The sequence below is a fragment of the Planctomyces sp. SH-PL62 genome (genome assembly GCF_001610895.1).
In the GTDB taxonomy this organism is placed as follows: Bacteria; Planctomycetota; Planctomycetia; order Isosphaerales; family Isosphaeraceae; genus Paludisphaera.
Genome location: NZ_CP011273.1, coordinates 1,448,831 through 1,469,902, shown reverse-complemented (window position 1 = coordinate 1,469,902; position 21,072 = coordinate 1,448,831). Strand labels below are relative to the sequence as shown.

Here is a 21,072-nt window from a genome sequence, read left to right as displayed (position 1 = left end):
TTTCGGGGCGTTGAGAGCCTGACGGCATCTCGTGCCGCCCCGATTTCGGAACGACCACGAATCCCGATCGAGCCTGCCGCCGCGCGGGTCGCTCGGGGCCCCGCCCCTTCCCGCATCGATGCGGCCGTGGGGATAGCCGGAAGGAAGCCTCCGCCATGCCCGTTCGCCTGACGACCGTCGCCGACCTGCACGCCGCGGAAACGGTCATCCGACGGCATCTGTCGCCGGTCCCGCTGATCCGCTCTTACGCCCTGGAACGGAAGCTCGGGCTGCCGGAATCGCGCCGGGTGTGGTTGAAGGATTACGGCTGGACCCCCTGCGGCTCGTTCAAGCTCCTGGGCGCGTTGAACTGGATGGACGCCCACGCGGAGGAACTCGGAGATCGCCCCGTCGCCGCCCACTCCTCCGGCAACTTCGCGTCGGGGATCGCCTTCGCGGGGATGCGCTACGGCCGAAAGGTCATCGTGGTGATGCCGGAGACCGCCCCCCGGGTGAAATTCGAGCTCACGCGCTCGTTCGGGGCCGAGATCCGGACCTACGACATCGCGCGCGACCACCTGACGGGCGATCGGGATCGCCTGACCCGCGAGATCTCCGAGGTCGAGGGGGCCGTCCAGGCGTCTCCGTACGACGACCCCCACGTGATCGCAGGGAACGGCGTGGGAGCCCTGGAGATCGTCCATTCCTTGAAGCGTGAGGGGCGTGAACTCTCCCACTTCTTCTGCCCCGTCAGCGGGGGCGGGCTGATGGCCGGGCACGCCCTGGGGATCGCCGACGCCTACCCCGACGCCCAAATCGTCGGCGTCGAGCCCGATCAGGCCGACGACTTCCGCCGTTCGCTCGCGGAGGGGAAGCGGGTCCGGCTCGAGCGCCCGGCCAGCATCTGCGACGGACTGCTTTCGTACGACGTCGGCGAGCATAACTGGCCGATCCTTCAGCGCCTCGTCCCGCAATCGCTGGCGTTCCCGGACGAGGCGGTCCGCCAGGCGATGCGCTGGCTGTACGATCACCACGGCCTGCGCACCGAGCCTTCCGGGGCCATCGCCCTGCTCCCCTTGTTGACCGGGGGGATCGACCTGGGGGGGCGAGGCGATCTGGTCGTCGTGGTGAGCGGTCGAAACGTCGACCAGTCCTCCTTCGCGGCCTGGATCGACGTGGATCCGCTGTAAGTCGCGGCGGAACGCGGCCGTTGGAGGGCCTGGGCCCGCCCTCCAACGGCTTCGAGGGCGGAGAAATCAGGCCTTGAGCAGTTCCTCGGCCTGGGCGACGCCCGGCGCGGGGCGGCCGCACTCGCTGGCGGTCACGCGTGCCAGGGCGACGAGCTGCCGCCAGCGGAAGGCCGGGCGCGTCGAGGCGAATTCCTCGCGGACGGTGTTGTAGTACTTCTCGGCGTGCAGCGCACCGTCCTCGCTCACGGCGTACTTGAGCATCAGCGCGAAGACCGGCGCGGGGTCGTGGCCGAGCGTGCCGTAGCGGTGCACCATCGCCGAGGCGATCTCCTGCTGATTCGCCCGGATCGCCGATTCCGTCTCGGCCAGCAGGCGCTTCGAATCCTCCGTCGTGACGCCGTCGACGTATTCGGCGAGCGGCCGGGGGGACCACTTGTGGAAGTCGGCGTCGCGTCCCTGGCGATCGCGGGCGACCTCGTATGCGGCGAGGATCAGGCAGGCGGCCGAGTTGCGAGGGTTCGCGACCCGAGCCATGTTCCGCCAGGCGTTCACCGCGTCGCTCGCATGGACGCCGATCGAATCGCCGTGGACGCTCCCCGGAGGCTTGCCCGGCGAGGCGTAACGCTCGGGACGACCGGCGTCGCGGAGGACGAGCTGATTCGCGGCCAGGGCGATCGCCTCGCCGACGTCGCCCGGATCGATCCCCTCGGCCAGCGCCGCGGCCACCGCATCGGCGGCCGACGCCGGGCTCGCATCGAAAAGCGTCCGGCACATCGACGCGACCCACTCGTCGCCGGGCCGCTTCGTCCCCGGCGACGTCCGGGGCAGGTGGTGCTGGTCGAACAGCCGCGGCAGGAGGGTGCGGACCTCGTCATTGACCGCCCCGTGATTCTGCGTCCGCTCGCTCTTGACGCAGTAGCGGACCGACTGCCGCAGCATTGTGTGGGCCTGGTCCTTGCCCACGACGTCCAGCAGCTCCCAGGCGCGATACGGCAGGACGACGCGGTGGACCTCGGTGTTGTCCTCGACGGCGACGAGCAGGCTGTTGAACGCCTCGTCCGGCGAGCCCGCGGCGATCGCGGCGAAGGTGCGCTCGGCCCCGTCGAGGTCCCTGCGGCGCACGGCGTCTCGGAGGGTCTCGCCCGGCTCCTGGCCGGCCGAGAGGACGCTCGGCTGGACGGTCTGAAGCACTTCGGACGAGGGGCCGCCGTGCTCCTGAATGCGGTTCGTATTGCGATGCAGGACCTTGAGGACGGGCAGCGCGCGGCGGCCTTCCGGCAGCTCGCCCGCCATGTGCAAGGCGGGCGCGAGCGCCATCAGGGTGTGGAAGCCGATGTAGTCCTCGCCGCCGAAGGTCCGCGCGTTGGCCAGCGCGGCGGCGGCTACAAGCTGCTTCAGATCGGTCCCGCCGCGAAGCTTCTCGACGAGCGTCGGCACGATGCGGTCGGCGGACGTCTCCTGCATCAAGGCCACGAGCGGTTCCAGCCCTCCGAAGGAGATCCGCCTCTCCCCGCCGTCGTCGGCCCATGCGGGCGTCAACCCCATGTCGAACGCCGTGCCGAGCCCGACGCTCGCCACCAACATGCCGCGACCGACGTTACCGAAGAACTCCCGACGCGTTCGCACCGTGCTCATCGTTTTCGTCCTTTCCCGTGGAGAGGGCGGGATATCGGCGACCTTGAGACTCCGCCATCCTACGCCACTTTCGGCGGACAAGCCAATCAGAAATTCTTGATGCGATCGACGGGTGAGGGGGGACGAGCCTCGCGCCGAAAACTTCCCGGGGAATCGACACTCCTCACTTATCACCACCACCTCAAGGGGCCGGGAGTCGGCGATCGGGGGGCCACGGGTTCTCTGAGAGCCTGTTCCATAGGGGGGAAAGGCGAGCTGGAACGGTCTTCCCCCCCGGCGGGGGAGGACAGACGCCGAAGGCGTCAGATGAGGGGGGGGACGAGCAAGTCGAGCGTCGGGATTCGCAGGACGGGCTTTCGAGAACGCCCACGGCTTCCGTGCTCGCCCCCCCCTCATCCGGCCCTGCGGGCCACCTTCTCCCGCCGGGGGGGAAGGACGTCGATCGGACCGCGGCACACTTCCGGGACAGACTCTGAACCCGTGGATCGGCGTCGGGCCGGTCCCGAGCCGTCGTCCGCATCCCCGGCCTGTCCACGGGTTCGTGGCTCCCGAAGGTCCTCCGCCGGAACTCCGTGGAGTTGAGCGAGGAGTCTCGGGGAATCCCCCTGATTCTTGAACTCGATGCTGGCGGTCGGGGGATCGCGTCCGCTCGAATAGGAGGGCACCGCCGCGACGCTCGGGCTTCGAGCCGGCCGGCTGCCCTCGATCCACCTCGCGGAGACCGCCATGCGTCCTGCTTCGAGTCGATCGCGACGCGTCCGCCCCTGGACGTTCGCTCCTCAGCTCCTGGAATCCCGACTCCTGATGGCTCCTCTCCCGGCCGGGCCGATCCGCGAGGTGTCGGGCGTGATGCGGAGCGCCCCGGCCGGTTCGCTCGCGAGGGTCGACTGGGCGGAGTCGGCCTCGCAGGGTGCCGTTTCCGCGCGGATCGGCCTGGGAAACGACGAGTCGGCGCACTCGTTCGCGCGGTCGGATCCGCGCGACCTGACGTTCTTCGACTACGACGCCGACGGCACCTGGACCTACGACGACGTCTCAGGCTGGCGGCGGATCAACGCCGCGAACCCCGAGGTGATCGTCGCGACTCCCGACCGCGGCGCGTACGTCGGTTACGGTCCCCACGGCGTTTGGGGCTGGGACGAGGTCCGGGGCTGGTGGAAGCTCAACGACGTCGGTCCCGAATCGATGGCCTTCGCCGGCGGCGTCCTCTTCCTGGACTACGGGGCTCGCGGCCTCTGGAGTTGGGAGCAGACCGCCGGGTGGGCGAAGCTCGACGCCGAGGATCCGGCGCGGCTCTTCGCCTCCGACGCCGCGCTCCTCGTCGACTTCCCCGATTCCGGCCTGAAAAGCTGGGACCCGTCCGCGGGCTATCGGGCCGTATCGCCGCTGAGGCCGCAGTCGGTTTCGGGCGTCGGCGGCTCGTTCTACCTGGATTTCGGCGCCGCCGGCCTCTGGCTGCGCCGGCTGTTCGAGCCCGCGCGTCCCTGGGAGAAGCTGAGCGCGTACGACGCCGAGGCGATCGCCGCCCGGTCGGGCGACGTGACCATCGACTTCGGCTGGGGCGGGGTCTGGCGCTGGTCCGAAGGGGCGGGCTTCGCGAAGCTCGACGACCGCAACGCCGTGATGCTCGCGATCGGCCAGCAAGGCGCCTTCCTCGGATTCCTCGAGGACGGGCTCTACCTCCTGACCGACTCCGGCGTCAGGAAGAAGCTCAACGACGCGATCCCCGCCGAGGTCGTCGCGTCCCTCGCCGCCACCGACGCCTGGCTGGATTACGTCCAGTACGGCCTCTGGAGGTGGACCCTCGACGGCCTCCGAGAACTGAAGGAGATCCCGCCCAGGGCCATCGCCCGGACGCCCAAGGCCCCGGCCCCGCACGCGCCGGGACTCGTGTAAGGACGGCTCGCAGAGGGCGCCGGCCACGTCGGGAAACGAGAACGGGGCCGGGGGTCGTCCTGACCCCCAGGCCCCGCCGTTCCGACGCCGACTCCGTTCACGCGTGGGATCGTTCGAGGCAGACGAGCAGGTTCGCGGCGGCTACGGTGATCACGCAGAGGGACCCGTAGAAGGCCCGGAAGAGCCAGGCCCCGGAGGCGTCGGCGGGGTGGATGTAGCCGAGCGCGAAGAAGACCGCGCCCAGGGCCAGGGCCACCGCCGCCGGGGCGCGATAGGTCGAGGTCGAGCGGCCCTCTTCGGACGTCGCGAGGAGCACGCTCAAGGGGAGGATCAGGGCGATGACCAGGGCGTAAGCAAGGACGGTTCCCATTATCCAGTCTCCTGAGCTTTCCGACGTTTCCCCATCCTCCCCGTAGATGGGCATCGGACGACGCGACGTGCCACACACTTCGTAAGAACGCGCGGTTGGATCGCGGGGGCTCCGTCGGTAAGCTCACAAGCCTTGGGATCGACGGGGGTTCCGGTTCGTCGAAGGAGGATGGGGTGGCGATCGCGAAGACCAACGCCGTGCGGCTGCTCGATCGGCTGGGGGCGCCTTATGAACTCCGGGATTACGAGGTGGACCCCGAGGACCTGGTGGCGGAATCGGTCGCGAGGAAGATCGGCCTCCCCCCCGAGCAGGTCTTCAAGACGCTGGTCGCGCGGGGCGACAAGCACGGCGTCTGCCTCGCCGTCGTCCCGGCCGATTGCGAGCTGGACCTCAAGGCGCTTGCGAAGGCGACGGGCGACAAGAAGATCGACACCGTCCCCTTGAAGGAGGTCGAGCCGCTGACCGGCTACATCCGGGGCGGCGTCACCGCGATGGGATGCAAGAAGGCGTACCCCGTCTATCTGGAGGAGACGGCCGAGTTGTTCGACCTGATTTCGGTCTCGGCCGGGGTGCGGGGCGTGCAGGTCCTGCTGGCCCCCGGCGACTATATCCGGGCCGTCGCCGCCCGGGTCGCGGCGATCGCCAAGCCCAGGACGGGCTGAGCGGGGCGGGATGTTCGTCCGAACCTCGACGGTCGCCCCTCCCTCCGAAGGACGAAGGTCAGCCGCCCCAGGGCCTCCCGTTCGCGGGGGCGGCCCGTCCCGATCGAGCCAGGAGATAACGTTGAGCGATTCCGAACGGCAGAAGCAATTGATCGTGGAGCAGTTCACCGCCCAGGCCGAGCCCTTCGCTCGGTACGCGCCTCATTCCGACGCGGAGGCGATGCGGCTGGTCCGCGAGGCCGCCGAGCTGGCGCCGACGGACGAAGTCCTGGACGTCGCCTGCGGGCCCGGCCTGGTGGCGTGCGACTTCGCGGAGCACGCGAGCCGCGTGACCGGCCTCGACCTGACTCCCGGCATGATCGAGCAGGCGCGCGGGCTCCAGGCGGCCAGGGGGCTGACGAACCTGGACTGGCGCGTCGGCGACATCGCGAGCCTTCCGTTCGAGCCCGCGAGCTTCTCGCTGGTCTTCTCGCGCTACGCCTTCCATCACCTGCTGGAACCCGCGAGGGCGCTCGTCGAGATGGCGAGGGTCTGTCGCCCCGGCGGTCGGGTCGTCGTGGTCGACGTCTACTCCCGCGACGCCGAGCAAGGGGAGGCCTACGATCGAGTCGAGAAGATCCGCGACCCCTCGCACGTCCGGGCGGTCGGCCTCGGGGAGTTTGAAACGCTGTTCGCGAAGGCCGGGCTGGAGCCGTCCGAACCCCGCTTCTACGGCCTCGACGTGAAGCTGGATGAGCTGCTCGCGGCCACGGAATCGCCGGCCGAGGCTCGCGAATCGATCCGCGAGGTCTTTCGCGACGACGTGGGCGTCGACCAGCTTGGCGTCAACGCTCGCCTCGTCGACGGCGCGATCCGATTCACCTTCCCCATCGCCGTGTTCGTCGGCCGGAAGCCATCGGTCTGAGCGGGGAGGCGGGCGGCCCCGGGTTCAGAACCGGGTCGCCCGATAGGGTTGCGGGTCAAGGTGAGGAGGGCGGCCGTCGAGCAGCTCGGCGACGAGCTTCCCGGTGCCGGTGGCCATGGAGAGGCCGAGCATGTTGTGGCCCGCGGCGATCATCACGTTCCCGATCGCCGGGGCGCGGTCGATGATGGGGAGGCCGTCGTAGGTCATCGGCCGCCAGCCGAACCAGGTCTGGAGGATCGGCTCGGCCTCCGGCTCGCAGAGGAACGGCGCGGTGCCGTCGCGAAGGATCTGGAGCCGTTCGGGGGCGATGGATTCGTCATAACCGGCGAACTCCATCGTCGAGCCCAGGCGGTAGGCGTCCTCGAACGGGGTGACGGCCACGTGGGTTTCCGGGAAGATCATCGGCACCTCCGGGCAGATCGAGGGCCGGGGCATGGTCAGGCTGTAGCCCTTTCCGGGCTGGATCGGGATGTTGCAGCCCAGGCCGTCGCCGAGCGCCGGACTCCACGCCCCGGCGGCCAGGACGAAGGCGTCGGCCGCGATCTCGCCCTGATTCGTCCGCACCGCCGAGGCTTCGCCGCTGCGGCGGACGAAGCCCTCGAACGCGCAGTACTCGCGAAAGACCCCGCCCGAGGCCTCGACGTTCGCCCGCCACGCCTTCATCAGCGCGTCCGGTCGTAGGTGGGCGTCGTCGGGGTAATGCCAGCCGCCGGCGAGGCCCGGCCGGAGCGCGGGCTCCAGGTCGAGAACGGCCTCGCCGTCGTAGCGCACGGCCGGGCGGTGGAACTCCCCGGCGAGCCGCGCGTCCGTCGCGGCGTAGGCTTCGAACTTCCGGCGATCCTTGTAGACGAAGAGCAGGCCGCGTTCGCGCCAACCGCAATCGAGCCGCTCGTCGCGTATCAGGGCGTCGTACAGGGTCCTCGACGAATCCAGGAGGGGCTGGATGCCGTGAGCCGCCGCCAGCATGTCGCGCTCGTTGCAGCGGCGGGCGAAGTGGTAGAGCCACGACCAGAGGGCTGGGTCGAGTCGGGGTTTGATCCTGAACGCCGCGTTCTTGTGGAAGAGGGAGGCCAGGCCCTCGGCGACCGCGCCCGGCTCGGTGAGCGGGAGGACGTGGCTCGGGCAGACGTAGCCGCAGTTCGCCGCCGAACTGCCGCCGCCGATCGTCCCGCGGTCGATGACCGTGACGTCCCAGCCGGACTGTTTCAAGTAATACGCGCACGAGGTCCCCACGACCCCGCCGCCGATGATCGCCACGTGCCGGCTCATCGTCGGATCCCCGAAGCGAAAGGATCGCGGGAATCGACCAGCAAGGTCGACTCGGCCGTGACGTAGGCCGTGCCGCGAATCCGGGGTCGCACGCCCCCCTCGACGATCCGCGCGGAGCCTTCGAAGACGCTCCCTACGACGCTCTCCTGCCGCCACACGCGACCCTCGGCGAGCTTGCCGTCGGCCACGAGACAGGCCAGCTTGGCGCTCGTGCCGGTCCCGCAGGGCGATCGGTCGTACGCCTTACCGGGGCACAGCACGAAGTTGCGGGCGTCGGCGGCCGATGGACTCGAAGGGGGCCCGAACAACTCGACGTGGTCGATCTCGCCGCCGTCGTCCCCCCGCACTCCCTGCGCCTCCAGCGCCTGCCGGATGCGCCAGGAGATGTCCGTCAGGCGCTCGACGTTCCCCACGTCGATCCGCTCGCCGTGATCCTCGACGAGGAAGAACCAGTTGCCCCCCCACGCGACGTCGCCCGTGACGCGGCCCAGGCCCGGCACGTCGACCTCGACCCCCTTCCGCGCGCGTCGGCTGACGACGTTCTCGACGGCGACCGAGCCGTCAGCTTCCAGCTCCATCGTCACGTCGCCGACCGGGGTCTCGACGCGATGCACGCCCGGCCCGATCCGGCCCAGGTGGGCGAGGGTCGTCCCCAGGCCGATGGTGCCGTGGCCGCACATGCCGATGAAGCCGACGTTGTTGAAGTAGATCACCCCGGCGGCCGATTCGGGCTTCGTCGGCTCGCAAAGCAGGGCGCCGACGACGACGTCCGACCCGCGCGGCTCGTTCACCACGCAGGAACGGAAGTCGTCGTATCGCTCGCGAAAGAGGGCCAGCCGATCGGCCATCCTACCCCGGCCGAGGTCGGGCCCGCCGGCGACGACCACGCGGGTCGGCTCGCCGCCGGTGTGGGAATCGATCACCTGGATTCGACGCATCGCGACCTCGGGCATGGACCACCGTCCCCTGTTTTCCTGACCGTCACGGAGTCTGGAGTCTTTCGTCACGACGGCCTTCCCCCCTCGCGGGGGGAGACCAGCATGGGTGCCGTCGGAGTTCGCAGTCCGGTCCGAGTTTACGCCGACGGTTCTCGTGCTCCATCACGGTCTTCCCCCCTCGCGGGGGAAGACAGACCCCGCAGGGGTCAGATGAGGGGGTGACGAGCCGGGGAGCCGTCGGGGTTCGCAGTCCGGCCGCTTGAAGCGCCTTCGGTTTTCGTGCTCGTCAGCCCCTCATCCGGCCCTACGGGCCACCTTCCCCCGCGAGGGGGGAAGGACGTGATGACGGCCGGCTTTATCTTCTCGCGTCAGGCCGTGGCGGACTTCCTGGGGCGATCGGCGATCCCTTTGCGGATGATCGCCAGGACCCGTTCCCGCTCCTCACCCGTGAGCGGCAGCCGAGGCTCGCGGACGGTTTCCAGCCCGTAGCCGCATTCCTGCACGGCGAGCTTGATGTACTGGATGAGCTTGGGGTCGGTGTCCAGGTGCAGCAGGGGCATGTACCAGCGGTAGACCGCGACCGCCTCGTCCCATCGGCCCGCTTCGGCCAGGTCCCAGAGCAGCCGATTCTCGGCCGGGAACGCGTTGACCAGGCCCGAGACCCAGCCGGTCGCCCCCAGCATCAGGCTCTCCAGCACCAGGTCGTCGATGCCGGCGAATAGCGTGTAGCGGTCGCCGCAGGCGTTCTTCAGATCCGTGATCCGGCGCACGTCTCCGGAGGATTCCTTGATGGCGACGATCGTCGGCGTCTCGGCCAGCTCCTGGAACATCGACGGCGTGATATCGACCCCGTAGGTCGGCGGATTGTTATACGCCATGATCGGCAGGTCGGTGGCGGCCGCGACCCTTTGAAAATGGGCGATCGTCTCCTCCGGAGCGGTCTTGTAAACCATCGGCGGCAGGAGCATCAGGCCGTCGACGCCGATCTCCTTGGCGTCGGTCGCGTACCGGCTCGCGAGCTTCGTCGTATACTCGGAGACCCCCGTGAGGACGGGCAGGCGCCCATCGACGTGATCGACGGTCGCCCGGAGCACTTCCAGCTTCTCCGGGTACTCCAGCGAGCAATTCTCGCCGACCGTCCCCAGCATGATCAGGCCGTGGAGCCCGTCGTCGATCATCCGGTCGACGTGGGCCAGGGTCCCCTTCAAATTCAGCGACTGATCGGAATGAAACTGCGTCGTCGCCGCGGCGAAGACGCCCCGCCATGCGATCGTCATCCTCTCTCCCCTCCGCTCAGCCGGACTGCGGACCTGTTCCTCGGACGCTCGATCCACGTCATAATATCCACGAATCGGGGTTCGTTCGATCGCCTACCGGTCGAGGATCGTGAATCGCAAGGCGCTGGAGTCGGGATCGAAACATGCATCCAGATCGAACCCCTCGTGGTTGGCTGCTCGCCGCCGTTTTCCTCACCGGCTCGTCCGCGTCGCTCGGCTACGCCAGGGCGGGCGACGAGGGCTCCCAGGCCGCGTACGACCGCGCCGACGCCCTCCAGGAGACGACCCGAAACACGGTCTTCAAGGCGAAGGTCCACCCCGTCTGGCTGCCGGAAGGACGGCGGTTCTGGTATCGGAACGACCTGCCGGACGACGCCCGCGAGTACATGTTCGTCGACGCCGAGAAGGGCGAGCGCAAGCCCGCCTTCGACCACGCCAGGCTCGCGACGGCCCTGACGGACAAGGCGGGCAAGACGATCGAGGCGTCCCGTTTGGCCCTCGACGATTTCACGGTGGACGACGACGGAGCGGCCCGCTTCGGCTTCGAAGGCAAGTCGTACCGCTTCGACGCGGCCGGCGAGCTGACCGAGGCCCCGAAGCCGGGCGCGCCCGCCGAATCGAAGCCCCCCGACCACGAGCGCCGCCGCCGTCCGGACGAGGGGACGCCGGAATCGCCGAGGGGCGAGGATTCGCCGGACGGCCGGTTCTCGATCGACGTCCGCGACCACGACCTGATCCTTCGCACGAAGTCCGGCGGCGAGGAGACTCCACTCAGCTTCGAGGGCTCCGACGTCGACGCCTACGAGCGCGGCGTCTTCTGGTCGCCCGATTCGAAGCGGTTCGTCGCGATCCGGACCGCCAGGGGGTCGGACCACAAGGTCCACATGGTCGAGTCGGCCCCCAAAGACCAGCTCCAGCCCCGGCTGGTCACGCACGATTATCTCAAGCCCGGCGACCAGATCCCCGTCCCCCGGCTCCACCTGTTCGACGTCGAGGCCCGCAAGGAAATCCCGATCGACCCCGACCTGACGCCGATCCCCTGGAGCGTGGACGCCTTCCGTTGGGAGCCGGATTCCTCCCGGTTCACGTTCCTGTACAACCAGCGCGGTCATCAGGTCATGCGGCTGATCGCGGTCGAGGCCGCGACGGGCAAGGCCCGCGCGATCGTCGACGAACGGCCCGACACGTTCTTCTGCTACTCCTCCAAGCTGTTCGAACGTCGCCTGGAAGGCCCGGCCGAGCTGATCTGGATGTCCGAGCGCGACGGCTGGAACCACCTGTACCTGATCGACCTGAAGGACGGCCGCGTCAAGAATCCGATCACCAGCGGGCCGTGGGTCGTGAGGGGGGTCGACCGCGTCGACGAGGAGAAACGCCAGGTCTGGCTCCGCGCCGGGGGGATCCATCCCGATCAGGACCCGTACCACGTCCACTTCGCCCGCGTGAATTTCGACGGCTCCGGCCTCGTCCACCTGACTTCGGGGGACGGCACGCACGAGATCGAATTCTCGCCCGATCGCGAGTTCTACCTCGACACCTACTCGCGGGTCGACCTGCCGCCGGTGGTCGAGCTTCGGAGAACGAGGGATGGGAGCCTCGCCTGCGAGTTGGAGCGCGCCGATACCTCGCGCCTGGAAGCGACCGGCTGGAAGCCGCCGCAGCGGTTCGTCGCCAAGGGCCGCGACGGGAAGACCGACATCCACGGCGTCGTGTTCCGGCCCCGCGATTACAAGCCGGACGGCAAGTATCCGGTGATCGAGAACATCTACGCCGGCCCCCACGGCTCGTTCGTCCCCAGGCGGTTCGCCCCGTTCCATCCCCACCAGGCGCTCGCCGAGCTGGGGTTCATCGTGGTGCAGATCGACGGCATGGGGACCAATGATCGGTCCAAGGCGTTCCACGACGTCTGCTGGAAGAACCTGCTGGACTCGGGCTTCCCCGACCGCATCCTCTGGATGAAGGCAGCCGCCGAGAAGGACCCGGCGATGGACCTGACCCGGGTGGGGATCTACGGCGGATCGGCCGGCGGCCAGAGCGCGCTGGCGGGCCTCCTGACCCACGGCGACTTCTACAAGGTGGGCGTGGCCGACTGCGGCTGCCACGACAACCGCATGGACAAGATCTGGTGGAACGAACAGTGGATGGGATGGCCCATCGGCCCTCACTACGCCGAGCAATCCAATGTCACTCTGGCGTCCAAGCTGACCGGCAAGCTGCTTTTAACCGTCGGCGAGCTCGACCGCAACGTCGACCCCGCCTCCACCCTGCAGGTCGTCGACGCCCTCATCAAGGCCGACAAGGACTTCGACCTCGTCGTCTTCCCCGGGGCGGACCACGGCGTGGGGGAGAGCCCTTACGGCCAGCGCCGGCGTCGCGACTTCTTCGTCCGACACCTGCTCGGCGTCGAGCCTCGCGGACGATGACCGGCCCGGGGCGTCTCCTCTTATTAGAGAGAGCTCGCCAAGATGACGATGGCTCTCACCGAACCTGACAGTCCGAAGACTTGATTTCATGCCGCTTTGACGTCGTCCGTCGGATCTCCGAAGCCGGGATCACGAACCGGACCAGCATCCGGCGACGCCTCCACTTGTAGCGATCCTTCTCCAGAAACCCCAGCCGCCGGTTGGTCCAACCCACGTGGTGGCTCGTCCAGCGAGGCGCGGGCGGCCTCGACGCTCATCTGGTCGTCGAGGTCGCGGGCGAGCACGTCCCGGCGCATCTTGTGGTCGTATCGATCGCGGAGGTCGACGCCCGGAGGGTCGATCCGGAAGGATCTCAAGGCGGTTCTGTCGTACGGAGAGGGGGACGGGGCCGGTGATCGTTCTGAATGAACCCGAGCACGCGCTGGTGCGATTCTACGACGATTCGTTTCGCTGGATCGACGTCAAACGCTTCGCCTGGGACGGCGTGGGGGAAGGAGAGTCGGTCCTCGACTCGCTCCTCAATAGCCCCCATTACCGGGACACGTACATCTCAGACGACCCGCACCTGAGCCGCTCCGAGACGATCCATGGGCCGTATCGGGTCGCCGAGATCACGCCCGGCGACTTCGAGAGCATAAGCCCCACGGCGGCTCGAGCCGTTGTAGACGAGTTCAGCAACCTGTATCAGTCGCCGCCCGCCCCCGAGCTGCTCCAAGAGATCGAATCGTTGGTCCTGCCCCGACTTCATGGTGCGGCATGCTACCAGCTACGCCCCGTCGAGAACGCCGAGCACGAACTAGCGGGCATTCTGGAGGAATTCCGCGAGCTGGTGGCGATTTCACGCGTCGCGGGCGAGGTGGCTTTGATCGTCATGGCGATCGATTGAAGGAAGTCTCAGCATCGGCTCATGACCGGATCCAAGTCACAGTTCCCAGGAGGATGCCTGCGAAGAACTGTCGGAGTCGGCGGTAAACCTCCAGAGAAGAGGTACTTTCGTCGAGACTCCTCAGCTCGCTCTGAGGAGGACGCCCCAGATCATTTCGATCACGACCATGTAGGCGTTGCTCAGGCCTTCCTCGCGAAAGAACTGGGTCGGCTGCCTGGGATCGCCGATGAACGGACGGAGGATCCAGCCCATCTGGACGCCGACGAAGACGTAGAGGACCAGCCAGGCCCGGAGCATCAGCCCGTGCAGGGGGTTCCGAGCGATCAGCTCGCGGTAGGCCCGCCGCAGGATCACCTGCGCCCCGAAGCTCGCGGTGGCGAACATCAGGCCGTTCAGCAGGATCGCGGGATGGTAGCCGATCCCCGAGGCGTACACGAACGCCGTGACGGGCGCGAGCGAGGCCAGGATCACCGTCAGGCCCGCCTGCGTCGACGACAGCGCGGCGACCACGCGCGGGAAGTCGTCCCGCAGCCCGAACAGGGTGTTCAGGACGAAGAACGTCGGCAGGCCGATCGCGAACGTGGCCGTGAGCAAGAGCGGGACCTTGAGCGCCGAGTACAGCATCTGCAAGGGCCGACCCGCCAGCGGCTCGCCGTACGACCCCATGACCGCGCCGTAGACCACGCCGAAGGCGACCAGGATCGCCAGCCGCGACCGCCACGAGACGGCCGAGACGGGGGGATTCCCCGGCACGCGAGGCGTCCCTTCGCGCAGCACGACGTCCGCCCGAGACAGCAGGGTGGAACTCATCGGTCGGGCCCTCGATTCCATCGGGTCGTCATCGACTCAGGAGAAGAGGGAACCCAGCGTGTGGAGGACGGCCTCGAAGAAGTTCGACTGACGCGGACGGAACCAGGTGAACGGGATGTTCGGGTTGCCGATGAACGGCCGCAGCACCCAGCCCATCTGGGCCCCGACCAGCCCGAACAGCACCAGCCAGAGCCGGAAGATCGTCTTCACGTGCCGACCCAGGAACTCGTCCGACAGCGGCCGGATCGCCGCCGGGGCCTCGTCCACCGGCTCGACGCGGGTCGCATCCTCCAGGACCTGCGCGATGCTCAGCCGCTGGAGGGTCTGGAGCAGGTACATCTGGGCGAGGAACCCCGCGACGGCGAAGACCACCACGTTGAACAGGACCATGAACGGATAGCTCGTCGTGCAGGCCGAGAAGAACGCCACGATCGGCCCCAGCGAGGCCAGCACCGCCACGTTCACCCCCAGGGTCGCCGTCAACACCCGGACCACCGACGAGAACGTGAGTCGCGAGCCCACCAGCGCATTGAACACGTAAAGCGACGGCAGCGTCACGAACAGCGTCAGGTAGAAGAGCAACGGCACCTTCACCATGGTCGCGAGGACCTGATCCAGCGCGGGGCCGTTCTTCGAGAACATCGCGAACGTCCCCATGCAGAGCCCGTGCGCCAGGCAGAGGAGGACGATCACCCGCGACAGCCGCACCGGGGAGATCGGCACCGCCCCCTCCCGGAGCGCCGACGGACGGGTCCGATCCCCGCGCAAAATCAGATCCAGCTCGCGGAATCCCTGGAGCCATCCCGAACGATTCTCACCCCCGACCTCGACGATCGCCATCATGCACGCCCCCCTTGATTCGGTCGACCCACCCCGACTTTGCAGGACAAAGCGTTGGCACTTTAAGATGCAGAGCTACTGTCGTCAACCGAAACTTCCCGAAGTCTTGCGAATAAAATCGGACGGATTCGTCGAGGAGTCAAGGGGCGGGAGGCGCGACGGAGAGGTCCTCGATCTCGGCGGGGGTGAACGGCGGCACGTCCTGGGTCTGCGCCTCGGCCGCGCGGATCCACTTGAGGATCGCGCGATAGGCGGGGTGGTCGTCGCTCTCCCATCGGGTCCCGCCGACGTGGGTCGGGCCTTCGGGGACGGCCGCGTCATCGTCCTTCCGGCCTTGCGGGCTCCTCGGCTTGCGGAGGAGCGGGCTGGACTCGGGGCGGGCGAGGTTCACCACCTTCAGCGCGGAGGCGAAGTTCGTGGCGACGTCCTCGTCGGTCGGCGGCCCTCCGTCGCGAGGCTCGGCGAGCCTCAGGATCGCGTGGCTCGCGTGGCAGTCGACGCAGGAGTGGCCGTCGCCGCCGGGCTTGCCGAACCACGGGTTCACGTCCCGGCGGAAGGCTTCCAGGCTCAGGATCGTCGGCCGGTCGGCGGCGACGTCGGGCGCGACGGCCGCCGGGTCGAAGCCCGAGGCCCGGAGCAAGGCGTCGACCCGACCGGCCAGCGCCTCCTCTCCTGCGAGGGCCCTGACGCGAGGGGCCAGGGCGGGGTGACGGATCAGGAGGCGATGATATTTCACGGCGTCGAGCGCGTCCGACCGCACGCCGGCGTCGGGGTCGACGAGGAGCGAGGCCAGGCGTTCCATCGCGTCCCCGCGGTCCCAGAACGACGCCCTGCTCGCCGTCGCCGCCAGGCCGAGTCGGCGGATCTTCGGAGAGGCGTCGGCCAGGGCCAGCAGGAGGGGCGGGAAGGCGCCGGCCCCGTTCTCGGACGCCTGCTCGATCAGCGCGGAGAACGCTTGCTCACGGATCGCCTCGGAAGAGTCGGCCGACGCCTTGCGGAGCAGGTCGAGGAGCGGCCGGGGCGGCGCGGCGTCGCCGCGCGCCTCACGGCGACGGAGCAGCACGCGGATCGCCTCGGACTTCCGGGAGACGTCGTATCCGTCCCATCCCCGGCCGATCGCGGCGAAAACGTTATCGTCGGCCAGACCGAGCCGATCCAGGATCGGCAGCAGGTCGGCCGCGGAGTCGGGGAGGCTCGCAAGGGCGGCGGTCGCCGCGACGATCTCGGCGCGTCGCGAGAGGGCCGGGTTGCGGCCGATCGCGGCGATCAGGGCGGGGCGTGTTTCGGGGCGGTCGGCGATCAGCCGAGCGATTTCGAGGACGCGGGCCGGGTCGTCCTCCGCGCCGTTGAAGCTGATCTCGTCGCCGACGATCCGCAGGGCCTCGGCGCGCGTCTCGGCGTCCGGGGCTTGGAGGGCCCGGAGGACGGCGGCCTGGATCGTCGCATCGCGGGTGCGGCCGGGGACCTTGAAGAAGCTCGCGAGCTGGAGCGCCTGGCGGCGGCCGGCACCGCTCCGCGTGGCGTCGATCAGGGCCGCGAACGTGGGGTCCAGAGTCTCCAGCGGGACTTCGTAGAGGAACCCGAACTCGCGGTCGTTGCCGACGTCCACGGCGTTCTCGGGCTGCCGCGCATACGTCCTCCCCTTGAAGAACGAGCCGTCGAACCCCTGAAGCACGCCGGAACGCTGAAGGTCGCTTCCCTCCCGCAGGGCGGCCAGGATCGGATTGAGGAGGACGTCTCGCTCAATCGCCATGCGGCCTTCCATCGCCCGCGCGCGCAGGTCCTCCGGAAGCGCCGCGAGGTTGCGGCGAAGACTGATGTTTCCGCCCAGATTCTCGTCAAGGATGATGTAGAGATTCTCACTCAAATTCTTCCGCATGATCGGAACGCCCTCGGCGGCCAGTCGTGCGAGGAACGTCTCGATGATCCGCGCGCGGAGCGAGGCGTCGGACGTGTCGTAGAACAGGCGGCGGAGGGCCCGGACCGCCTCGAAACGGGTCAGGAGGTCGGCGTCACCGGCCCGAGCGAGGAGGCGGCCCGCCAGTTCGTCACGCGCGGCCAGCCCTCGGGATTGATAGGCGAAGACGCGCACCACGCCGCGTCGGACTCGGGGATCGGGGGAATCCAGCGCCCCGGCGATCGCGTCGATCGCAGGCCCCCGATCGTCGAGTCCGAGGCGGCGCAGGGCCGTCGCCGAGGCGAGACGGACCATTTTCGACGGATCGCCGAGCGCCTTCGCCAGCGGCGTGACGCCCTCGTCGCGGCCGAGTCGACCGAGACAGGCTGCGGCCGACGCCCGCGCCAGGGGAGAAGGATGGTCGAGCAGCAAAACGATGGCCGCGACGAACTGCGGCGCGTCGGCCTCGGGGACCTCCCAGACGTTTTCAAGGTCGTCGAGCGTGTGGGCCAGCGAATCCGGGCGTGAGAGCCTCGCCGGGCCGTCGTCGCGGTTTCCCCACGAGGTCCTCGGAGCGTCGGGACGCGGGAAGGCGCGGGCGAGGGCCGTCACGGCGTACCGGGTCTCGCGCATCGGGGTTCGGAAGTTCTCATGCGTGTCGGCCTGGAACCAGCCGCCGAACCCCTGCTGGGTCGCGAGTAGGTATTTCAGGGCGCGGGCGATCGCCGGGTGCTCGGGGGTGATTCCCGTTTCGAGGAGCGCGTCGACGAGTTGCCCGGTCGCGTAGACGGAGCTCGGGCCGGGCTCGGCGTCGGACTCGTGCCAGCCGCCGTCCTCGTTCTGAAGAGCGAGGAGCGCGCCGGTCTCGCGACGGATCTTGTTCGCGTTCGCTTCTCTGTCCAAGCGGCTCCAGGCGACGAGCCGGTGGATGCGGTCCTGGAGCGTCTCGACCTGCCGATCGGCCTGCCGACTGTTCGTCAGCTCGGCGATGTGCGCGGCGGCCTGGGCGTAGTCTTCGCGGCCGGTTCGACGCGCGAGTTCGGTCAAAACCTTGTGGTCCCGCCAGGCGAGGCTGAACTTGCTCTCGGCGGGGATCACGTTTCGCTCGTCCTCGGGGAGAGTCGTGCCCGAGGCCCACGCGGCCAGGAGGAACGGGCCGAAGCGTTCGAGCGCAGCGGTCTGTTCGCCGGTCACCTCTCGTTCGTAATCCGCGAGGAGGCCCCCCTGCTCTCCCTGGGCCTGGAGCGGCGTCGCGATGTAGCGCTGCCAGAAGAGATCGCCGCCGTCGAGGGGCGTCGGCGAATCGGCGATGCGATCCATCAGGTATTGGAGGCCGTCACGGGCCTGGATCGAGTAGCCCGCGCGATGGGTCGCGAGGGCCGCGTCGGCGGGAAAGCTGGTGGCGTGGCAACCGGTGCAGCGGAGGCTCGTCTCGTGGAGGTTCGCCGCGCGGACGAATCGGTTCCCCTCGCGGGGCACCTGCGCCAACCAGGCGTCGCCGGCGTTCAGCAGATAATGCAGGCCCGCCTCGACGGCCTTCGCAGGCTCGTCAAAAGGCGGGACGGCGGAGACGCGGGTCCGCAGGATGTACGCCGGGTGGTTCGCGTTCACCCGGAGGTAGTAGACGCCCCTCTCCAACGTCCTGACGAGATTCTTCGAATAACGTTCGCGCTCGCGGTCGTGGATGATCTCCATCGGGTCCTCGCCGCTCGCATGGGCCGTCGGTTCGCCGGCCTCGACGGTGAAGACGCGAAGGTCCGCCGAGACGTCGCGGTCGATCAGGTCGAGCGTGAACGTCACGAGCGCGGGCCGGTCGGAATCGACCTCGAAGCGGAACCAGTCGAGTCCCGACGTCCCTTCCTGGAGGTTCTCCAGATAGTCCACGTCGTCGGCCGAGCCGTAGAGATCGCGGCCGAGGACGAGGCGGTTTGCGGATCGCCGATCGTCGTTGGGCTCGGCTTCCAGGGCCGCGCGGTCGTCGTCGGACGAGTCATCGCCGCGCCAGGAGACGTGGACCCGGAGCGGCTCGCGGGACGACGCCTGCGGCCGGGTCAGGCGGAGCGTGGCGGGGCCGTCGTGCGGCGGGCGGTAGGGCAGGTAGACGTCGGGATCGCCGGCGTGCAGGTCCTTGCGGAGCGAGGGGCCGTCGCCGACGGCCAGCTCGACGGCCAGGCGATCGTCGTCCGACGGGGCGGCGAGGGAGACGACCAGCTCGTAGCGTCGATCCGCTCGGATCTCGCCGAGCGCCTGCGTCCAGGTCGCGCCCGAGGCGATCGCGGGGTCGGCCCGGACCGCCTCCTCGGCGCGGAGCGGCGGCGCCGAGCCGAGGGCCAACGCCAGGGCGAGTACCACGCGCGGGATCGCGGCGGGGATGGATCGAGGCGAAGCAAGCGGAAGCATGGCGCCGGGCCCTCGCGCTCCGTGGTGGAAGGTCTCCCTCCCATTGTAGGAGCGATCAGGCGGGAGGAGGAGACGGGGATGACGCGACGGCCTCGGGCGTCCGGTTCAGCAGCGAGTGGCGCCGGCTGTATGTCAGGTAGACGACCAGTCCGATGGCCAGCCAGGCCAGGAGCCGGATCCAGTTGTCCTTGCCCAGCCAAAACATCAGGCCGCCGTTGACGAGCACGCCCATCGTCGAGACGAAGGGGACGAACGGGGTGCGGAACGCGCGCGGAAGGTCCGGGTCGGTGATCCTGAGGATCCAAACGGAGGCCGAGACGACCACGAAGGCGAAGAGGGTGCCAATGCTGACCAGTTCGGCCAGGAGGTTCAGCGGGGCGAAGGCCCCGCCCAGGGCCACCGCAAAGCCGACGAGCAGGGTCGATTTCCAGGGAGTCCCGAAGCGTCGATGCACGGCCCCGAAGAACTTGATCGGCAGCAGGCCGTCGCGAGCCATCGCCAGCAGCACGCGAGACTGGCTCAGGTTGCCGACGAGGAGCGAGCTGGTCATGCCCGCCAGGATCCCCAGGGTGATCAACGTCCCCGCGAACGTCAGGCCCTTCGCCTGAAGTGCGGCGGCCAGCGGCGCGGTCACGTCGAGCTGGAGATAGGGGATCATCCCCGTCAGCACGGCGGCCGTGGCCACGTAGAGGGTCGTGCAGACGACCAGGGCGCCGAGGATGCCGATGGGCATGTCCCGACGCGGGTTGCGCGCCTCCTCGGCGTGCGTCGATATCGAGTCGAAGCCGATGTAGGCGATGAAGATCTTCGCCGCCCCCATCGCGACCCCCCGCCAGCCGTGGTCTTCGTGCAGGAACGGGGTCCAGTTCTTGGGGTCGACGTAAGCCGCCCCCGCGCCGATGAGGGTCATGATCACGCCGATGTTCAGGAGGACCATCGCCGCATTCAGCCCGGCGCTCTCGCGGATGCCGACGACCAGGACGATCGTGAGGATCGCGGTGATCAGGACGGCGGGCAGGTTGAACCAGGCGATCGCCTCGACGCCCCCCGGCAGGGTCACCCGATTCAGGAAGAAGCCGTCGTCGGCGAAGTCCCACGGGGAGCGCAGGAGCCTCGGATCAAGCTGGACGCCGAAGAGGTTCCGGAGCATGGAGTCGAAGTAGCCCGACCAGCCGTTGGCCACGAAACAGGAGCCGACCGCGTATTCCAGGATCAGGTCCCAGCCGATGATCCAGGCCAGCAGCTCGCCCATCGTCGCATAAGCGTAGGTGTAGGCGCTGCCGGCCACCGGGACCATGCTCGCCAGCTCCGAATAGCAGAGCGCCGCGAACCCGCACCCGATCGCGGCGATCAGGAACGAGAGCATGATCGACGGCCCCGCCACGTCTCGGGCGACGATGCCCGTCGAGACGTAGAGCCCGGACCCGATCGTGGCGCCGACGCCCAGCGCGATCAGCGAGAGCGGGCCCAGCTTGCGGTGCAAGCGGCCGCCGTCGTCGCCGTCGAGTTCGAGGATCAGGAGGGAGGCCGGCTTCCGGCGGAACCAGGGGCTGGAGAACCATTGCATGCGTCGAGCCTGCCTTCCGAATCGATCGCGTCGTCGCTCCCGGCGGGCAGCCGGTCGAAGGAGACGAGACTACGCCAACGAGCCGTGTCGGTAAAGCCTGGGACCTGGGCGCGGTCGGAGTTCGGTCCC

The 21,072-nt window shown here is 68.9% G+C and carries 16 protein-coding genes; 6 read left to right on the top strand and 10 right to left on the bottom strand.

Annotated features, from left to right (window positions below; translation table 11 throughout):
• Window positions 1-155: 155 nt before the first annotated feature.
• Window positions 156-1,169, top strand: coding sequence for a threonine/serine dehydratase (locus VT85_RS05755; protein ID WP_068411840.1), 1,014 nt, complete (start codon window positions 156-158; stop codon window positions 1,167-1,169).
• A 66-nt stretch (window positions 1,170-1,235) separates the two neighbouring features.
• Here VT85_RS05755 and VT85_RS05750 read toward each other — a convergent pair whose 3' ends face one another.
• Window positions 1,236-2,804 carry a hypothetical protein gene (locus VT85_RS05750; RefSeq protein ID WP_068411837.1) on the bottom strand — a complete coding sequence of 523 codons (1,569 nt, stop codon included), beginning with the start codon at window positions 2,802-2,804 and terminating at the stop codon, window positions 1,236-1,238.
• A 726-nt stretch (window positions 2,805-3,530) separates the two neighbouring features.
• On the opposite strand from VT85_RS05750, the gene VT85_RS05745 reads away from it, so the two are divergent.
• Entirely contained in the window at window positions 3,531-4,700 is a 1,170-nt protein-coding gene (locus VT85_RS05745; protein WP_156512701.1) for a hypothetical protein, read from the top strand.
• Window positions 4,701-4,797: 97 nt separating this feature from the next.
• Here the strand turns inward: VT85_RS05745 and VT85_RS05740 are convergent, their stop codons facing one another.
• Window positions 4,798-5,070: a hypothetical protein gene (locus VT85_RS05740; protein ID WP_068411830.1), complete on the bottom strand. Its 273-nt coding sequence runs from the start codon at window positions 5,068-5,070 to the stop codon at window positions 4,798-4,800.
• A 173-nt stretch (window positions 5,071-5,243) separates the two neighbouring features.
• Between VT85_RS05740 and ybaK the strand changes: the two genes are divergently transcribed.
• Both ybaK and VT85_RS05730 read left to right on the top strand, forming a co-directional pair.
• The gene (gene ybaK / locus VT85_RS05735; protein WP_068411827.1) at window positions 5,244-5,732 is read left to right on the top strand and encodes a Cys-tRNA(Pro) deacylase; all 489 of its coding nucleotides are present in this window, start codon (window positions 5,244-5,246) and stop codon (window positions 5,730-5,732) included.
• 121 nt (window positions 5,733-5,853) lie between these two features.
• Window positions 5,854-6,636, top strand: coding sequence for a class I SAM-dependent methyltransferase (locus tag VT85_RS05730; protein WP_068411824.1), 783 nt, complete (start codon window positions 5,854-5,856; stop codon window positions 6,634-6,636).
• Between the two features lie 24 nt (window positions 6,637-6,660).
• Here VT85_RS05730 and VT85_RS05725 read toward each other — a convergent pair whose 3' ends face one another.
• The 3 genes from VT85_RS05725 to VT85_RS05715 form a co-directional block, all read right to left on the bottom strand.
• Window positions 6,661-7,905, bottom strand: coding sequence for an NAD(P)/FAD-dependent oxidoreductase (locus VT85_RS05725; RefSeq protein WP_068411820.1), 1,245 nt, complete (start codon window positions 7,903-7,905; stop codon window positions 6,661-6,663).
• Window positions 7,902-8,858, bottom strand: a complete 957-nt coding sequence (locus VT85_RS05720; protein ID WP_231871459.1) for a 4-hydroxyproline epimerase — start codon at window positions 8,856-8,858, stop codon at window positions 7,902-7,904. The genes VT85_RS05725 and VT85_RS05720 overlap by 4 nt, the downstream gene beginning before the upstream one ends.
• 353 nt (window positions 8,859-9,211) lie before the next feature.
• Window positions 9,212-10,120 carry a dihydrodipicolinate synthase family protein gene (locus VT85_RS05715; RefSeq protein WP_068411817.1) on the bottom strand — a complete coding sequence of 303 codons (909 nt, stop codon included), beginning with the start codon at window positions 10,118-10,120 and terminating at the stop codon, window positions 9,212-9,214.
• Window positions 10,121-10,263: 143 nt separating this feature from the next.
• Here VT85_RS05715 and VT85_RS05710 point away from each other — a divergent pair, with 143 nt between their 5' ends.
• Window positions 10,264-12,543, top strand: a complete 2,280-nt coding sequence (locus VT85_RS05710) for a S9 family peptidase (RefSeq protein WP_068411814.1) — start codon at window positions 10,264-10,266, stop codon at window positions 12,541-12,543.
• A 55-nt stretch (window positions 12,544-12,598) separates the two neighbouring features.
• On the opposite strand, the gene VT85_RS27390 is transcribed toward VT85_RS05710, so the two are convergent.
• Window positions 12,599-12,757, bottom strand: coding sequence for a hypothetical protein (locus VT85_RS27390; RefSeq protein ID WP_156512700.1), 159 nt, complete (start codon window positions 12,755-12,757; stop codon window positions 12,599-12,601).
• 177 nt (window positions 12,758-12,934) lie between these two features.
• On the opposite strand from VT85_RS27390, the gene VT85_RS05705 reads away from it, so the two are divergent.
• On the top strand, window positions 12,935-13,429 hold the full coding sequence (locus tag VT85_RS05705; RefSeq protein ID WP_068411810.1) for a hypothetical protein: 495 nt from the start codon (window positions 12,935-12,937) through the stop codon (window positions 13,427-13,429).
• 120 nt (window positions 13,430-13,549) lie between these two features.
• Here the strand turns inward: VT85_RS05705 and VT85_RS05700 are convergent, their stop codons facing one another.
• The 4 genes from VT85_RS05700 to VT85_RS05685 form a co-directional block, all read right to left on the bottom strand.
• A complete protein-coding gene (locus VT85_RS05700) occupies window positions 13,550-14,239 on the bottom strand; it encodes a hypothetical protein (RefSeq protein ID WP_156512699.1) in 690 nt (229 codons plus the stop codon).
• A gap of 36 nt (window positions 14,240-14,275) precedes the next feature.
• Window positions 14,276-15,082 carry a hypothetical protein gene (locus tag VT85_RS05695; RefSeq protein WP_197491117.1) on the bottom strand — a complete coding sequence of 269 codons (807 nt, stop codon included), beginning with the start codon at window positions 15,080-15,082 and terminating at the stop codon, window positions 14,276-14,278.
• A gap of 136 nt (window positions 15,083-15,218) precedes the next feature.
• Window positions 15,219-19,328 (bottom strand): HEAT repeat domain-containing protein, encoded by a 4,110-nt coding sequence (locus VT85_RS05690; RefSeq protein ID WP_197491116.1) that lies wholly within the window; start codon window positions 19,326-19,328, stop codon window positions 15,219-15,221.
• A 103-nt stretch (window positions 19,329-19,431) separates the two neighbouring features.
• Window positions 19,432-20,943 carry an amino acid permease gene (locus VT85_RS05685; protein WP_068411800.1) on the bottom strand — a complete coding sequence of 504 codons (1,512 nt, stop codon included), beginning with the start codon at window positions 20,941-20,943 and terminating at the stop codon, window positions 19,432-19,434.
• Between the last annotated feature and the right edge of the window lie 129 nt (window positions 20,944-21,072).

Bases quoted from the DNA above. Each gene is read 5' to 3' on its own strand.
- VT85_RS05695 (WP_197491117.1), bottom strand. From the start codon at position 15,082: ATGATGGCGATCGTCGAGGTCGGGGGTGAGAATCGTTCGGGATGGCTC.
- VT85_RS05710 (WP_068411814.1), top strand. From the start codon at position 10,264: ATGCATCCAGATCGAACCCCTCGTGGTTGGCTGCTCGCCGCCGTTTTC.
- VT85_RS05725 (WP_068411820.1), bottom strand. From the start codon at position 7,905: ATGAGCCGGCACGTGGCGATCATCGGCGGCGGGGTCGTGGGGACCTCG.
- VT85_RS05700 (WP_156512699.1), bottom strand. From the start codon at position 14,239: ATGAGTTCCACCCTGCTGTCTCGGGCGGACGTCGTGCTGCGCGAAGGG.
- VT85_RS05755 (WP_068411840.1), top strand. From the start codon at position 156: ATGCCCGTTCGCCTGACGACCGTCGCCGACCTGCACGCCGCGGAAACG.
- VT85_RS05685 (WP_068411800.1), bottom strand. From the start codon at position 20,943: ATGCAATGGTTCTCCAGCCCCTGGTTCCGCCGGAAGCCGGCCTCCCTC.
- VT85_RS05720 (WP_231871459.1), bottom strand. From the start codon at position 8,858: ATGCCCGAGGTCGCGATGCGTCGAATCCAGGTGATCGATTCCCACACC.
- VT85_RS05745 (WP_156512701.1), top strand. From the start codon at position 3,531: ATGCGTCCTGCTTCGAGTCGATCGCGACGCGTCCGCCCCTGGACGTTC.
- VT85_RS05740 (WP_068411830.1), bottom strand. From the start codon at position 5,070: ATGGGAACCGTCCTTGCTTACGCCCTGGTCATCGCCCTGATCCTCCCC.
- VT85_RS05750 (WP_068411837.1), bottom strand. From the start codon at position 2,804: ATGAGCACGGTGCGAACGCGTCGGGAGTTCTTCGGTAACGTCGGTCGC.
- VT85_RS05715 (WP_068411817.1), bottom strand. From the start codon at position 10,120: ATGACGATCGCATGGCGGGGCGTCTTCGCCGCGGCGACGACGCAGTTT.